This window comes from Seleniivibrio sp. (genome assembly GCF_021209385.1).
Lineage (GTDB): Bacteria > Chrysiogenota > Deferribacteres > Deferribacterales > Geovibrionaceae > Seleniivibrio.
In genome coordinates this window covers 12,692-26,381 of sequence record NZ_JAJOIL010000028.1, presented here as the reverse complement: position 1 = coordinate 26,381, position 13,690 = coordinate 12,692, and the positions used below count along the sequence as shown (strand labels likewise).

General features: G+C 47.5%; 14 protein-coding genes. 5 read left to right on the top strand and 9 right to left on the bottom strand.

The annotated features are described in order from the left end of the window. Positions 1-131 precede the first annotated feature (131 nt). From LRY47_RS08655 to LRY47_RS08635, 5 genes are all read left to right on the top strand, one after another. Positions 132-461 carry a hypothetical protein gene (locus LRY47_RS08655; RefSeq protein ID WP_295224298.1) on the top strand — a complete coding sequence of 110 codons (330 nt, stop codon included), beginning with the start codon at positions 132-134 and terminating at the stop codon, positions 459-461. Position 462: 1 nt separating this feature from the next. Then, a complete protein-coding gene (locus tag LRY47_RS08650; RefSeq protein WP_295224295.1) occupies positions 463-999 on the top strand; it encodes an NUDIX hydrolase in 537 nt (178 codons plus the stop codon). Positions 1,000-1,108: 109 nt separating this feature from the next. After that, positions 1,109-3,235, top strand: a complete 2,127-nt coding sequence (locus tag LRY47_RS08645) for a UvrD-helicase domain-containing protein (RefSeq protein ID WP_295224294.1) — start codon at positions 1,109-1,111, stop codon at positions 3,233-3,235. Next, complete coding sequence (locus tag LRY47_RS08640; protein ID WP_295224292.1) at positions 3,232-3,966, top strand: M15 family metallopeptidase; 735 nt, start codon at positions 3,232-3,234, stop codon at positions 3,964-3,966. The genes LRY47_RS08645 and LRY47_RS08640 overlap by 4 nt, the downstream gene beginning before the upstream one ends. 175 nt (positions 3,967-4,141) lie before the next feature. After that, positions 4,142-4,351 (top strand): molybdopterin-binding protein, encoded by a 210-nt coding sequence (locus tag LRY47_RS08635; RefSeq protein WP_295224290.1) that lies wholly within the window; start codon positions 4,142-4,144, stop codon positions 4,349-4,351. Between the two features lie 164 nt (positions 4,352-4,515). On the opposite strand, the gene LRY47_RS08630 is transcribed toward LRY47_RS08635, so the two are convergent. The 9 genes from LRY47_RS08630 to LRY47_RS08590 form a co-directional block, all read right to left on the bottom strand. Continuing rightward, positions 4,516-5,379 carry an ATP-binding cassette domain-containing protein gene (locus LRY47_RS08630; RefSeq protein WP_295224288.1) on the bottom strand — a complete coding sequence of 288 codons (864 nt, stop codon included), beginning with the start codon at positions 5,377-5,379 and terminating at the stop codon, positions 4,516-4,518. After that, a complete protein-coding gene (modB, locus tag LRY47_RS08625) occupies positions 5,376-6,047 on the bottom strand; it encodes a molybdate ABC transporter permease subunit (protein WP_295224286.1) in 672 nt (223 codons plus the stop codon). Before modB ends, LRY47_RS08630 begins: the two co-directional genes overlap by 4 nt. Next, positions 6,048-6,449, bottom strand: coding sequence for a TOBE domain-containing protein (locus LRY47_RS08620; RefSeq protein WP_295224283.1), 402 nt, complete (start codon positions 6,447-6,449; stop codon positions 6,048-6,050). Continuing rightward, on the bottom strand, positions 6,446-7,177 hold the full coding sequence (gene modA / locus LRY47_RS08615; protein WP_295224281.1) for a molybdate ABC transporter substrate-binding protein: 732 nt from the start codon (positions 7,175-7,177) through the stop codon (positions 6,446-6,448). The genes LRY47_RS08620 and modA overlap by 4 nt, the downstream gene beginning before the upstream one ends. Positions 7,178-7,181: 4 nt before the next feature. Then, positions 7,182-7,874 carry a TOBE domain-containing protein gene (locus LRY47_RS08610; protein ID WP_295224279.1) on the bottom strand — a complete coding sequence of 231 codons (693 nt, stop codon included), beginning with the start codon at positions 7,872-7,874 and terminating at the stop codon, positions 7,182-7,184. Positions 7,875-7,939: 65 nt separating this feature from the next. Further along, positions 7,940-8,971, bottom strand: coding sequence for an AI-2E family transporter (locus LRY47_RS08605; RefSeq protein WP_295224277.1), 1,032 nt, complete (start codon positions 8,969-8,971; stop codon positions 7,940-7,942). Positions 8,972-9,031: 60 nt separating this feature from the next. Then, complete coding sequence (locus LRY47_RS08600) at positions 9,032-9,226, bottom strand: DUF2892 domain-containing protein (protein ID WP_295224275.1); 195 nt, start codon at positions 9,224-9,226, stop codon at positions 9,032-9,034. An 86-nt stretch (positions 9,227-9,312) separates the two neighbouring features. Beyond that, on the bottom strand, positions 9,313-12,528 hold the full coding sequence (locus LRY47_RS08595; RefSeq protein WP_295224273.1) for an efflux RND transporter permease subunit: 3,216 nt from the start codon (positions 12,526-12,528) through the stop codon (positions 9,313-9,315). Then, the gene (locus tag LRY47_RS08590) at positions 12,528-13,664 is read right to left on the bottom strand and encodes an efflux RND transporter periplasmic adaptor subunit (RefSeq protein WP_295224271.1); all 1,137 of its coding nucleotides are present in this window, start codon (positions 13,662-13,664) and stop codon (positions 12,528-12,530) included. The genes LRY47_RS08595 and LRY47_RS08590 overlap by 1 nt, the downstream gene beginning before the upstream one ends. Positions 13,665-13,690: the final 26 nt, after the last annotated feature.

Genomic DNA, 13,690 nt, shown 5'->3' with positions numbered 1-13,690 from the left:
TGAAAACCATTTTCAGAAAATATAAGGCTTTTTATCATATTTTCCAGTGTTTTGAGATATTTTATGCTGAATATTTTTTTTTGATGTGATACAGTATTTCTCCATTTGAAAGGCAAAAAAGGAGAATAGCAATGGTTGATAATATAATGTTTGCAAAACTGGTTTCAGGCGAGACCATAATAGGTATCAAAGACGAAGAGGCAGGCGTTTGCAAAGACGTTGTTCTTGTTCAGGCTATGCCCACGCATACAGGCTCGCTTCAGATAGCCATCGTACCTTTCGGTTTTCCCTTTGAAGACGAAGTGCGCGGCAGCATCAGACTTGACCATGTTGTATACGAATATAAAGATACTCCCGCAGACCTTGCGAACAAATATGTTGAAACAAAATCAAACATCAAAATAGCAGGAAACCTCGGCGGTTTCGGCGGCGGTTCATCAGACAGCGGACTTATACTCTGATATGAAACAGCACTGGACCCTGAAAGACAGACGTGAGAAGTTCAAAGACGTCGTTCTTAAGATAGAGCATCGCGACTATCACTTTTCAAAGAACGGACAGACGGGGACTTTCACCGTTGTCAGCATGAAGGACTGGGCTGTGATCATCCCCATCACGAAAGAGGGGAAGTTTATCCTTGTAAAACAGTTCCGCATCGCCACCGGAGAGGTCACATACGAATTTCCGGGCGGCGCTCTGGAAGCGGGTGAGGATGCCGATACAGGCGCCCTTCGCGAGCTGACGGAGGAGACAGGATTTGCAGGCGGTCTGACGCTTTTGTCAAAGATACGCCCTAATCCGGCTTTTATGGACAATTTCTGCTATGCTTATGTTGCCAGTGACTGCGAAAAGGTGAAGGAACTGAACCTTGACCCTTTCGAGGATATAGAGCCTGTCGAGGTGACAAGACAGGAACTGGATGCCATGATAGCCGACGGGAGGATCGCACACAGCATCCCTCTTGCGGCGTACGGCGTTTTCAGGGCAAAAGGATATTGATTAACAAATTTCAGATAAAATCCCTCCCGACCTCCCTTTTATAAGAGGTGTCTCCCCCTTTGACAAAGGGGGATTAAGGGGGATTTACATTAATCCTCTGAGGATATACATGCCTGATTATTCAAAAGAACTTAACAGTGAACAATATGCGGCGGTGGAACAGACGGAAGGTCCTCTTCTCGTTCTGGCAGGAGCCGGAACCGGAAAAACAAGGGTTATTACCTACCGCATCGCGCATCTTATAAACAATCTCGGTGTTGCTCCCCAGAACATACTTGCCGTCACCTTCACAAACAAGGCGGCGGGCGAGATGAAGGAACGTATCCTGAAACTTGTGGACAGAAGGGATTCCGACATATGGATAGGTACTTTCCACTCCATCTGTCTGCGCCTTCTGCGCAGGGACGGACATCTAATCGGTCTGGGTGCGGGCTTCGGTATTCTGGATCAGGACGACAGGCTTTCCGTTGTCCGCGATATAGTTAAAGGCTTCAATATCGACGTCAAAAAATACCCGCCGAAGCAATATATGTGGCGCATCAGCAACTTTAAGAACACCCGCGCCTATGTTGACAACCTGAAACCGGGAACTGATCCTTTCCATATGATGGATGATGTGTTCAAGGTCTATCAGCAGAAACTTAAAGAACAGAATTTTATAGATTTCGATGATATGCTGGCTCTGACTATCAGGATGTTCAGAGAAAACCCGGACGTTGCCCAGTATTACAGAAACATGTTCAAATATATTCTTGTGGATGAGTATCAGGATACGAACGATATCCAGTTTATGTTCCTTAATATCCTCTCAGGCACCGATGGCAACATATGTGTGGTGGGTGACGACGACCAGTCTATATACGGCTGGCGCGGTGCCGATATCCGCAACATACTTGAGTTCGACAGCGTCTATCCCACGGCGAAAATAGTCCGTCTTGTGGAGAACTACAGAAGCCGCCCAGTCATTCTGACTGCGGCGAACGAGCTCATCCGCAACAACAGTATGCGTAAGGGCAAAGACCTGAAAGCGTTCAGGGAAGAGGGCGGCATGGTGCAGGTTATGCCAGTGTCAAACGAAACCTCCGAAGCGGAATTTGTAGTGAGCAACATTCAGGAATATATCGACAAAGGAGTTCCTGCGGACGAAATAGCAGTTCTTTACAGAACAAACGCCCAGTCCCGTAACTTTGAGGTTTTTCTTAACAGATTAAACCTGTCCTATAAAGTAGTTGGCGGTATAAGTTTCTATCAGAGAAAAGAAATTAAAGATATTCTCAGTTATCTGAGACTTTACGATAATCCTTATGATTCCGTTTCATTCGCCAGAAGTCTGAAGGCGCCTCCCAGAGGCGTCGGCGAAACCGCAGTTGACGGGATAACCGCTTATGCCTCCGAAGAGGGCATAAACCTTATAGAAGCTTCAAAAAGATTTCTCCCGCAGATGCGCGGCGCCCAGAGACGGGGTATGGAACCCTATCTGATGATTTTCGAGGAACTCTCTGTTACTCCGAAGATCAGCGATATGGTTAAGCTGGTAATCACCATGACCGACTATGAGGCGTTCATTAAAAGATATGAAGACGAACACGAAGCCGAAAAGCGCATCGAAAACATAAACGAACTTTACAACGCGGCGGTTATGTTTGAACAGGCACTGACCGACGGAACCATATCCGATTTCCTTGCGGCAACGGCTATCACGACCTCCGTTGATGAGTCTGATACCGCGCCCGCCGTTAAGCTGATGACCATCCACTCGGCAAAGGGACTTGAGTTTGAAAGTGTGTTCCTGACAGGGCTTGAAAACGGTCTCTTTCCTCTTCAGGGCAGTCTGGACGAACCGGCACAGCTTGAGGAAGAGCGCAGACTCTGTTATGTGGGCGTAACCCGCGCAAAGCAGAATCTGCATATGACATATGCTTCCACCAGAATGGTATACGGAAACCGCATGCCTCAGCGCCGTTCAACTTTTCTGGACGAGATGGGTATAGTGGGTATGAAAGCGGCAGCACCCAAAAGACCTGCGCCTAATTATATCAAAGAGGAACGCAAAGCCTCCGCGGCGGCGAAAGAGGTTAATGGAATCAGAAGCGGCGGCAAGGTTTTCCATGAAAAATTCGGTGAAGGGATGGTTGTTGCCATTTCAGGCACCGGCGACACAGCAAACGCCGACGTCTTTTTTAAAGGTGCAGGCGGACTCAAAAAGATTCGTATAGGATTTCTGAGGCCATTATGAGACTGATACTTTCTGCTCTGCTGATTCTCTCCGCATCCGTATGCTTTGCTCTGCCTGACGGTTTTGTGTATCTGCGGGACATAGCGCCGGACGTGGCACACGATATCAGATATTTCGGATATCACAACTTTGTCGGTGCGAATGTTGACGGATATGAAGAACCGGAATGTGTGCTTACTGTTCAGGCGGCACAGGCACTTAAGAAAGTGCAAGCTGAACTTGTGGCTAAAGGTTTAAGCCTCAAGGTCTACGACTGCTACCGTCCGCAATCTGCTGTTGATCATTTCGCACGCTGGGCGGAAGACTTGCAGGATACGAAAACAAAAGCTGAATTCTATCCTGATGAGCCTAAAGAGACCCTTTTTGTGCGCGGATTCATCGCCCACAAGTCTGGACATTCCAGAGGAAGTACCGTTGATCTGACCGTTATCCCGCTTAACAGCAAACCGAAAGAGAATTTTATACCTTTCAGGAACCTGCGACGCTGCGATGCGCCCGCAGAAAAACGCTTTGGGGATAATTCTCTTGATATGGGAACAGGTTTCGATTGTTTCAGCCCTTTGTCAGCTACGGACAACCCGGAGATAACAAAACAACAGAGAAAGAACAGATATATTCTTAAAAACGCCATGGAAAAGCAGGGTTTTTATAACTACAGCAAGGAGTGGTGGCACTATACGCTGAAAAACGAACCTTTCAAAGACAACTATTTCAATTTTCCGTTGAAATAGACCCGTTATTTCATAGTTATTCTTAATAAATATTTTATGTTTCGATGCCAGCATCTTAGCGTTATCAGAATAACGCTTTTTGCGTTATTCTATTGATAAACAAGAAAAAACTTTATTGACGATGGATGGTTGCGGGATTATATTTTGGTATCAAATTCGATTCAGGAGGTTCGTTATGAAATTCAGCGCCAGAAACGTACTCGAAGGAAAAGTTAAAGAGATCAAAGAAGGAGCCATCAACGCAGAGGTTGTTATTGAGCTTCCCGGCGGGCAGGAGATTGTATCTGTCATTACAAAAGCGTCATGCGAAAACCTTGCACTTGCTAAAGGCAAAAGCGTTTGCGCAATTGTTAAGGCATCCTCTATCATAGTAGCAGTAGACTAATCGCTTACGCAGCTTATATGCTTCGCATTACGGCGTCAGTTTTTCCTCGCTCGCAACACATACACAAACGTATGCTTTTGCTCGCCTCTGAGCAGCGGTTATTTACAGTCTATCCATAACAACACAATATAAAAACTAAAAAGGCACGGGAAACCGTGCCTTTTTCATATCTTTTTAACCGATGGGTTGAATGCCTTTGTGTAGACCAGTACCCTGTCGCCGATGGATATATCGCGGGCTTCCGAGTGGGTTGCGACCACATGTCCCACCTCGGTTCCTATAGACAGGGTTAAAACATAAAGGCAGTCCGCTCTTTCAACTTTTAAAACCCGTCCGGTGAATTTAAACTTTCCGCTTATGGTGCTGTCAGTGAAGACCTCTTCCGGCGTGCCTATCTTAGTAATTACGCCGTCGTCCATGGCATACACCTTGTTTGCCAGCTTGAATACCTCGCCTTTGTCGTGGCTGACGAGGATGGTCGTGACCCCAAGCTTGTTATGTATAATTTTGAGTTCGTTTTGAAGTGTATCGCGCATGTCGGCATCAAGAGCTGCAAAAGGTTCGTCCAGAAGCAGTATTGCAGGTTCTGCCGCAAGCGCTCTCGCAAGGGCAACCCTCTGGCGCTGACCGCCCGAAAGATTTGCAGGTTTTCTGTCTTTCAGCTCGTGCATGCCCACCATGTCGATAAGCATGTCCACATTCGACTTGTTAACGGAAGCGTATTCTATGTTTCTGCGCACCGTCATGTTAGGAAAGAGCGCATAATCCTGAAAGACAAATCCGCATTTTCGTTTGTTTACAGGGACGTTTATTTTGTTTTTCTTATCGTACCATGTTTTGCCGTCTATTCTGATGACGCCGTCGTCAGGTTCCGTGAGACCCGCCAGGAGCCGCATTATAGTTGTTTTCCCGGCGCCTGATTTTCCGAACAGGGAACAGAAGCCGCCCTTTTCAATATCCACTTTGACATGCATATCGACCTCTCCGGAGGCGGTCTTGATACGTTTTACAACATCTATTTCAATCATATTATTTTTCCGCTTATCTTTCTGTTGACCATATTAACTGTGACAAGGACAGTGAACGCAAGCACAAAAAGCACCGCAGAATAGAAGTGTGCCGTGCTGTAGTTCAGAGCCTCCACCTGATCATAAATGGCTATTGAAGCAACTCTTGTCTGATCCGGTATACTGCCGCCTATCATAAGCACTACGCCGAACTCGCCAACTGTGTGCGCGAAACTTAGGACGATGCCTGTGATCAGCGACGGTTTAATATTGGGCAGAACCACACGGAAAAATGTCTGGAATTTTGATTTTCCAAGTGTATACGATGCTTCTTTAAGAGAGACAGGCAGCGCTTCAAACCCTGCCTGAACAGGCTGAACCATGAATGGCAGACTGTATATGACAGAACCGAGGACAAGCCCTTCAAAAGTGAAGACCAGCCTGATATTAAACTGTGCCAGAATACTTCCCAAAGCGCCGTGAGGACCCATAAAAACAAGAAGGTAAAAACCGAGAACCGAAGGGGGCAGAACGATTGGCAGTCCCGTTATGGATTCGACAATGGATTTTCCTCTGAAATTTGCAGATGCAAGCCAGTATGCAAAAGGAATGGCTGTGACAGCCAAAATAATGGTTGTCACAGCCGCCAGTTCAAAAGTAAGGATAAGCGGAGAAAGAAGCTCTTGCATCTAGTCTCTCCTGCCTATTGCAATCTCGTTTGCCTTCACAAGGGCTGTAACCTCAGTTCCGACCGCAAGTCCGAGCCTTTCAGCGGACTTTGTTGTTATCACTGATGTCATGCCTGTGCCGAAGTCAATGGCAAGGCTGGTGAAGATATCACCTTTCTCCATCGCCGTTATTTTTGCGCGGAACCTGTTATTAAGACTGAGCTGTCCTATCTCGCCCGTGGCGATGATGACCTCCGTCTCTTTGAACAGAATGTTCAGAGCATTTCCCTCTTTCAGATATTCAAGTTCGCCGGGGCTGTCAAGAATAACCGCCGTGACCTGCGCCCCGAAAGATTCGAGTTCGCAGAGAATAATCTGACCGGAGGTGCGGTAATGAAGAACCTTTGCCTCTAGCTGATTCATTTTGCGTAGCCGTATTTTTTCATGATATCTGCGCCTTTGCCTTTAGTCAGGAATTCCATGAATTTCTGAGATTCGGCAACGTCGCCTGCTTTAAGTATTACACCGCCCTGTTCGATGGGTGAGTAGAGTTTTCTGTCAACGTCAAACCATGCGCCTGCGTCTTTCACTTTGCCGCTTGCAAGGTGGGATTTAGCAGCAAAAGCAGCTTCTGCAGCGCCTGTCTGAATGTAAGTGTCCATAGTGGAGATGCTTTCGCCCTGAACAATTTTACCTGAAACAGCATCGTAAACGCCGGAGTTTTTCATGGCTTCAACAGCTGCTCTGCCGTAGGGTGCAGTGTTGGGGTTAGCTATGGCTATCTTCTGATATTTGGCGTCTTTAAGGTCTGCGATGGTTTTGATATCGTATTTTTTAGACCAGAGGACAAGAAGACCCTGAGCGTACATAACGGGTTTGTCGGTTGTAAGACCTGCTTCGTATGCTTTTTGTGCAAAACCCATGTCGGCGGCAAGGAAGATGTCGAATTTTGCACCGTTAAGTATCTGTGCGACAAGTTTGCCGGATGCGCCGTAAACGGCTTTCACTTCGGTACCTGTTTCAGCTTTGTAGGCTTTTCCTACCTCTTCCAGCGCGAACTGAAGGTTAGCTGCTGCGGAGATGTTGAGTTCTTTTGCAAAGGCGGTTGTTGAAAGCGCCAGTGCAAGGGCAAGGATCAGAAGCTTTTTCATATTTTCACCTCATTATTAAAGCGGAAGCGGTTTTGAAAAGTGCAAAAATCTCCATACCCGGTTTAATACCGAGTTTTTCAGAGCTTGCGGTTGTGATGCTGAGTTTCAGCACGGTGCCGGATGCCGTCTTCAAAATGACTTCCGTCATGTCCTTTTCGGGTAAAATCTTTTCTGTCTGGGTTTTCAGAATGTTTCTGGCGCTGGTTTTAAGCTTGTCACTGTCCACCAGAATGATGTCCTTGGGGTTGATGAAAATGGATACTGTTTCGCCCGGTTTGAGATCCGGGTCAAGCATTGTTCCGGCGATGGTATCGCCGTTGTCGGTTTCAACAAGCGCATAGGTGTCGGCGATGGATTTTATAACGCCGCCAAGCTTGTTTGATTCCGTGAGTGTTCCGAGATACATCATGTGCAGCCGGCTTAAGTGGTTGTAGGTTTTAATCAGTTCAAGTCCGGATTTGGTAAGGGTGGTTCCTCCGCCCCCTTTACCTCCGGTTTGCCTCTCCACAAGCGGCGTACCGTAAATCTCGTTAAGCAGGTTTATGCTGTCCCATGCGGCTTTGTAGCTCATCTTGATGCTCTCCGCCGCTTTTTTAATGGAACCAGTCGCCTGCACCAGTTCCAGCAGTTTAATTCTGCCGTGTCCTGCGATCCCGTTTCCGTTGATATCTATCCAAAGTTTACCGTCTATTTTCATAAGCGTTATGTAACACAGAACATAACGAACTTGCAAGAGAAAATGTCAGGATAAAATCAGTCGTCTTAGTCTGAAGAACGTTCGCTTATAAGAACGCGAATGAAAGCCGCCACAGGAAGGGCGATTATCATTCCGCCTATTCCGAATAACGAACCGCCAGCCATCAGAGCAAAAATTACAGCGGTGGGATGTAGACCCAGAGAGCCTCCTATGATACGGGGGGTTATGAAATTGCCTTCAAGGAATTGTACGATTGAAAAACCGATGATGACCATCAGCGGATGGAGCATGTCACCGTATTGAAGAGCGGCGAGAATAACGGAAGTGCCGAAACCGACGATGAATCCGAGATAGGGGACGATGCTCAGTATGCCGGAAATCGCCCCGATTATAACTGCCGGCTTTACACCGGATATGAGGAGAACAGCCGTATAAAGCACTCCAAGTATCATTGCTACGATTATCTGTCCCCTGAAATATTTGGAGAGGATGCTGTCAAATTCGGTGTAGTAACCTTTGAAGTCCATTTTAAATTTATGATTCAGAAACTCCAGCGCACGCGCCAGTATCTTGTCGAAATCCTTGAGAAAGTAAAAAACTAGGATGGGTATCAGAGCCACGTTCAGAATAACCCCCGTAACCTTTGTGAAGGAAGACATTATTGAGGACATGCTGGAGAATATCTCTCTGATATAGTCCGTACTGCGGGAAGCAAGGTGTTCTTTAACCGCTTCAACGTCAAGCTGGATGTTAAGCATTGCTGCCGAGTGCTGTACGAATCCGAACGCCGCATTTATATAGTTCTGTGAGTTGTTTGCAAGATATTGTATCTCCGATGCGGCAACGGGTATGAGCCATGCCAGAAAGAGAGCAATGAGCGCCGCAGCAATAGCCATCATGACCAGAATGGTCAGATATCTGGGGATTTTGCGAGCCTCGAAAATATCCACCAGCGGGTCGAACATGTATGCGATGAAAAAGGAGATTGCGAATACGGTTATTATGGTCTGCAGTTTGAAAAGCAGAACTATCACACCGACGCCTACGGCAGCTATCAGCAGGTTTTTGTAGTTTATCTCAAGTTTGATGATGCTCATGAAGCAATATATAGCACAAAAAAGTTAAGCCCGACAGAGAAACTGTCGGGCTCGTTTTCATCAGACCTCGCGGATACCCATTTTGCGCAGTATATCTTCAAGCAGACACCACTTTGTAAAAGCTGATTGGAGCAGGTTGAGCCCCACGAACGCTGCCAGCAGAAGCCACCATTTGTTGTCAGTGGCAACGGTCAGCCCAACGCTGACCAGTATGAATATTCCTGGTACAAGTCTTAAAATATCTTTAATGGACATTATGTTCCTCCGAAGTCAGACCGCCGCGTCGCTCACGCTCCTCGCGAAGACGTCTCTGCGAGGAGTGGTACGACGAAGCAGTCTCATTAGTTTGATTCTTTATGTTCTTTATCCCAAAACCTCTTATGGAAGAAATACATAAGAGGTATTATGAGCAGTGTCAGCACTGTGGACACCACGGCACCTGTTATGAGCGATACGCCAAGCCCCGCAAATATCGGGTCGGGGAGCATGAACAGCGCGCCTGTTATGACTGCGACGGTGGTGAGAACAACGGGACGCGTTCTGATAGCGCCTGATTCTATTACCGCCTCGCGCAGTGTTCTGCCGTTTGCCAGCGCATGTTCGATGAAATCTATCAGCAGTACGGCGTTACGCACCATTATACCCGCCAGAGCTATGAAGCCTATCATACTGGTGGCGGTGAAGAACTGCCCGAATATGAAGTGTCCGGGGATGATACCCAGCAGTGACAGAGGTATCGGCACCATCATGATGAGTGGTGTCACGAACGAGCGGAACCAACCCACCAGAACGAAGTACATCAGCACCAGCACAGCCGCAAAAGCCAGACCGAGGTCGCGGAATACTTCATAGGTTATCTGCCACTCACCGTCCCATTTCACAGAGGGCAGGTCGTAAGTATCCGGCTGTCCTGTCCAGTATTGCTTCACGTCCAGACCGTGCCATTTTATCTGCGACATTCTGTCTTTCATCGCCAGAATCGCATAAACAGGGCTTTCAACCTCACCTGCAACATCTGCCACGACGTATGTCACAGGTTTCATGTTTTTATGATAAATCGCTTTGTCTTTAAGCTTCTGCCTCACGGTCACAAGCTCTCCGAGGCTAACGGGCTGACCGCTCATGGAGATTATGTTTATCTCCTGAAGGGTCTCTATCACGTTCCGCCTGTCCTCAGGCAGTTTTACCACTATATCGACAGGTTCTCTGTCCTCTTCGGTGTGGAGTATGCCCACCTTAGCCCCTTGCAGAGCCATATAAAGGGTCTTTGAAACCATTTCCGAAGAGATGCCCATCACAGCCGCCTTCTGTTTATCAACCTGAAGGTCGTACTGCATCATGTCGTCCTCTTCGTAAGTATCTATGTCAACGACGCCTTTTGTACTTTTGAAAACGTCAAGCACCTGCCTTGATATATCTGCACGGGTCTTTTCATCAGGTCCGTAGATTTCTGCAACCAGTGTCGAGAGAACGGGGGGGCCGGGCGGAACCTCCGCTATCTTGATATTTGCTTTATATTTTGCACCTATCTCTTGAACGGGACCGCGAAGCTTTTTCGCCATCTCGTGGCTGTCCAGCTTTCGCTCGCTCTTATCAACGAAGTTGACCTGAATGTCCGCCACGTTGTGTCCGCGCCTCATGAAATAATGGCGAACCAGTCCGTTGAAGTTGTAGGGGGACGCTATGCCTGTATATATCTGATAGTCTTTGACCTCAGCCACAGTGGCGAGGTATTTTCCCACATCGGATGCCACAAGGTTTGTCCTCTCCAGAGGTGTCCCCTCCGGCATGTCTATGACTATCTGCACTTCATTCTTGTTGTCGAACGGAAGCATCTTCATTACCACGAGGTTCGTGGGGATAAAGACGAATGCGCCGAAGAACAGAGAAAGCATCACCACTGCAAAGATTATACGGTTGCGCGCGCTGTCTATAAGAGCGGAAAAGGTTTTATTATATATTCTGTAAAGTTTTGTTGTCTTAACGTATGCCGCTTCGTCCTCAATGGGCGCTTCGTTACTTTTAGCGGCGTGTCTAGCCAGCAGTTTATAAGCCAGCCATGGGGTGATGATAAGCGCCACGAAGAGCGAGAATATCATTGCCAGCGACGCGCCTATTGGCATGGGTTTCATGTAGGGACCCATAAGTCCCCGGACGAACGCCATGGGGAAGATAGCGACTATAACTGTCACAGTTGCAAGTATTGTGGGGTTGCCCACCTCGCCGACGGCGTAAATCGCTTTTTGCAGCAGATTCTTTGCACCCAGCCGGAAGTGACGTTCCATGTTTTCAACAACGATGATGGCGTCGTCAACCACAAGTCCCGCAACAAATATCAGGGCGAACAGAGTGACCCTGTTTAGTGTGTAGTCGAACATGAAATATACGAAAAAGGTGAGTGCGAACGTTACCGGCAGTGCCACGAAAACAACGGCACCCGCACGCCAGCCCATTGTTATGCTCATTACGAGAATAACGGCTATGATAGCGCCCACAAGGTGCTCGATGAGTGTCATTACCTTAACGAATGCGGTCTCTCCGTAGTTTCTTGTCACTTCGACGTTCACATCAGACGGGATTATATATCCTTTCATAGCGTCGAGTTTGTGAAGCACGGCATCCGAAACCACAACCGAATCGCTTCCCTGTCTTTTTGAGATGGAAAGGGTGACTGCGGGGTAGCGTTCCATATCTTTCGATGCTTTAAAGCCCATGAGGAGGAAATGATCGGGAATTTCGGGGCCGTCGGTGACGGCTGCAACGTCCTTCATATAGACGGCTTTGCCCTGTGCCACGCCCACAACCATGTTCCGCACAGCGTCTGCATCTTTGTAAAATCCACCTGCGCTGACATACAGAACTTTATTATTCTTGGTTATCTCGCCTGTGTTGAGCGACATATTGCTCATTTCGACAGCTTTGAACAGCCTGAACAGGTCGAGGTTGTAACTTTTCAGTTTCTCTATGTTCGGCTCGATGCGCACCATGCGCTTATAGCCGCCGATTATCTCTGTTTTTGAAACGTTATCCACTTCCTTAAGGTTCTTTTCAACCTCGGAAACGATACGCCTCAACTGGTATGAATCATATTTGTCCGACCAGAAGGTGAACGCCATCTGGGGAACGTCATCGATGGACTGTTTCTTTATAAGCGGAGGCTCCACGCCGTGTGGCATCCTGTCCATGTTGTAATCTATTTTGTCTTTCAGCTTGGTGATGGATTTTTCCTCATCCTGTCCGACTTTAAAGCGGACTATCACCATGCTCATGTCGTTCATGCTGGTGCTGTAGACGTATTCAACGCCGGGGATCTCCCAGATGATGTCTTCCAGCGGCTCCGTTACGGATTTTTCAACGTCCTTTGCCGTTGCGCCCGGATATGGAACAAGGATATCCACCATGGGAACAACTATCTGCGGTTCCTCCTCTTTCGGTGTCATGATGATAGACACCATGCCGATGAACAGGGTGGCAATGACCAGAAGGGGCGTTATCTTTGACGTTATGAACGCCGAGGCTATTTTTGACGCGAGATTCTTTTTTTCGGGATATTCCATCACTCAGCCTCTAAAATGTCGCCTGATTTAAGTATTGCGGCATTTTCAGTAACTACCTTTTCGCCTGCGGACAGACCGGAGAGTATCTCTGTGAATCCGCCGAAATCGCGTCCGGTTTTAACAATGCGCATGTCTGCCTTGCCTTTGTCGTCAACAAAGACCATCGTGAGCTGACCGCGTGTGACCATCGCTGACGCCGGAACGGCGATTACTTTTTCTTTTCCTGTGATGAAGCGTACTTTGGCAAACATTCCCTGAGCCATCTTTTCGCATCCTGAAAGTTTTACTTTAAAGTTGCCTGTGGCTGGGTCTATGTCGGGGCTTATCTCAAGCACAGTGCTTTCAAATTCGTCACCGAGTGAATCTATTGAAACAAGGGCTTTTGTGCCGAGTTTAACTTCTTCTATCATGTTCTGGCTTATGTAGGCTATTACGACCGGAACGTTGTTGCCGATTTTGAGGATCGGACTGCCGGGGTTTGCAAGGTTTCCCGCGTCCATATCCTTTTCAAGGACAATACCGTCGAAAGGTGCTTTAAGCTGTGTATATGAAAGATATGTATCCACTTCGCTTTTCATCGCGCCCGCCTGACCGGAGCGGATTTTTGCCTGCTGAACCTTTTCTGCGGCGAGGTCGAGGTTCTCTTTTGCCACATTGTACTGTGATTCCACCTGATCGAATTCCTGTTTGCTTACGCTGCTGTTTTTGATCAGGTTTGAGTATCTTTCATAGGTCTTCTGAGCAAGCTCAAACTCGGACTTAGCCATTTTGTAGCCTATCTCCGCCTGGCGGAATGCGTTTTTAGTTTCCATTTCTCCTGATGCGGCGAACGCCATTTTCTGCTCAAGCTCTCCGCTTTTTATAACGGCGAGAAGCTGTCCGGCTTTAACCTGCTGTCCGGGGGCAACAAGTATCTGTTCAACGTATCCGGTAACTTTGGGGATTATCAGTGCTGTCTTGTCGCTGGACACTGTGGCTGTGAACACACGGGTGGCATCCGCATCCGTAACTGTCACGGTATGGAGCTTAACTTTAACTGTTTCCGGTGCATGGGCGGTTTCGTCACTTTTCTTGTTTCCGCCGCACGCCGTCAGAAGTGCAAGAATTGCTGCCGTGGCAATGAACTTACGAAGCATTTTTTATCCTCTTAATTTTATTATAT

Coding starts and splice junctions, on each gene's coding strand:
- LRY47_RS08655 (WP_295224298.1), top strand. CDS start 132: ATGGTTGATAATATAATGTTTGCAAAACTGGTTTCAGGCGAGACCATA.
- LRY47_RS08650 (WP_295224295.1), top strand. CDS start 463: ATGAAACAGCACTGGACCCTGAAAGACAGACGTGAGAAGTTCAAAGAC.
- LRY47_RS08645 (WP_295224294.1), top strand. CDS start 1,109: ATGCCTGATTATTCAAAAGAACTTAACAGTGAACAATATGCGGCGGTG.
- LRY47_RS08640 (WP_295224292.1), top strand. CDS start 3,232: ATGAGACTGATACTTTCTGCTCTGCTGATTCTCTCCGCATCCGTATGC.
- LRY47_RS08635 (WP_295224290.1), top strand. CDS start 4,142: ATGAAATTCAGCGCCAGAAACGTACTCGAAGGAAAAGTTAAAGAGATC.
- LRY47_RS08630 (WP_295224288.1), bottom strand. CDS start 5,379: ATGATTGAAATAGATGTTGTAAAACGTATCAAGACCGCCTCCGGAGAG.
- modB (WP_295224286.1), bottom strand. CDS start 6,047: ATGCAAGAGCTTCTTTCTCCGCTTATCCTTACTTTTGAACTGGCGGCT.
- LRY47_RS08620 (WP_295224283.1), bottom strand. CDS start 6,449: ATGAATCAGCTAGAGGCAAAGGTTCTTCATTACCGCACCTCCGGTCAG.
- modA (WP_295224281.1), bottom strand. CDS start 7,177: ATGAAAAAGCTTCTGATCCTTGCCCTTGCACTGGCGCTTTCAACAACC.
- LRY47_RS08610 (WP_295224279.1), bottom strand. CDS start 7,874: ATGAAAATAGACGGTAAACTTTGGATAGATATCAACGGAAACGGGATC.
- LRY47_RS08605 (WP_295224277.1), bottom strand. CDS start 8,971: ATGAGCATCATCAAACTTGAGATAAACTACAAAAACCTGCTGATAGCT.
- LRY47_RS08600 (WP_295224275.1), bottom strand. CDS start 9,226: ATGTCCATTAAAGATATTTTAAGACTTGTACCAGGAATATTCATACTG.
- LRY47_RS08595 (WP_295224273.1), bottom strand. CDS start 12,528: ATGGAATATCCCGAAAAAAAGAATCTCGCGTCAAAAATAGCCTCGGCG.
- LRY47_RS08590 (WP_295224271.1), bottom strand. CDS start 13,664: ATGCTTCGTAAGTTCATTGCCACGGCAGCAATTCTTGCACTTCTGACG.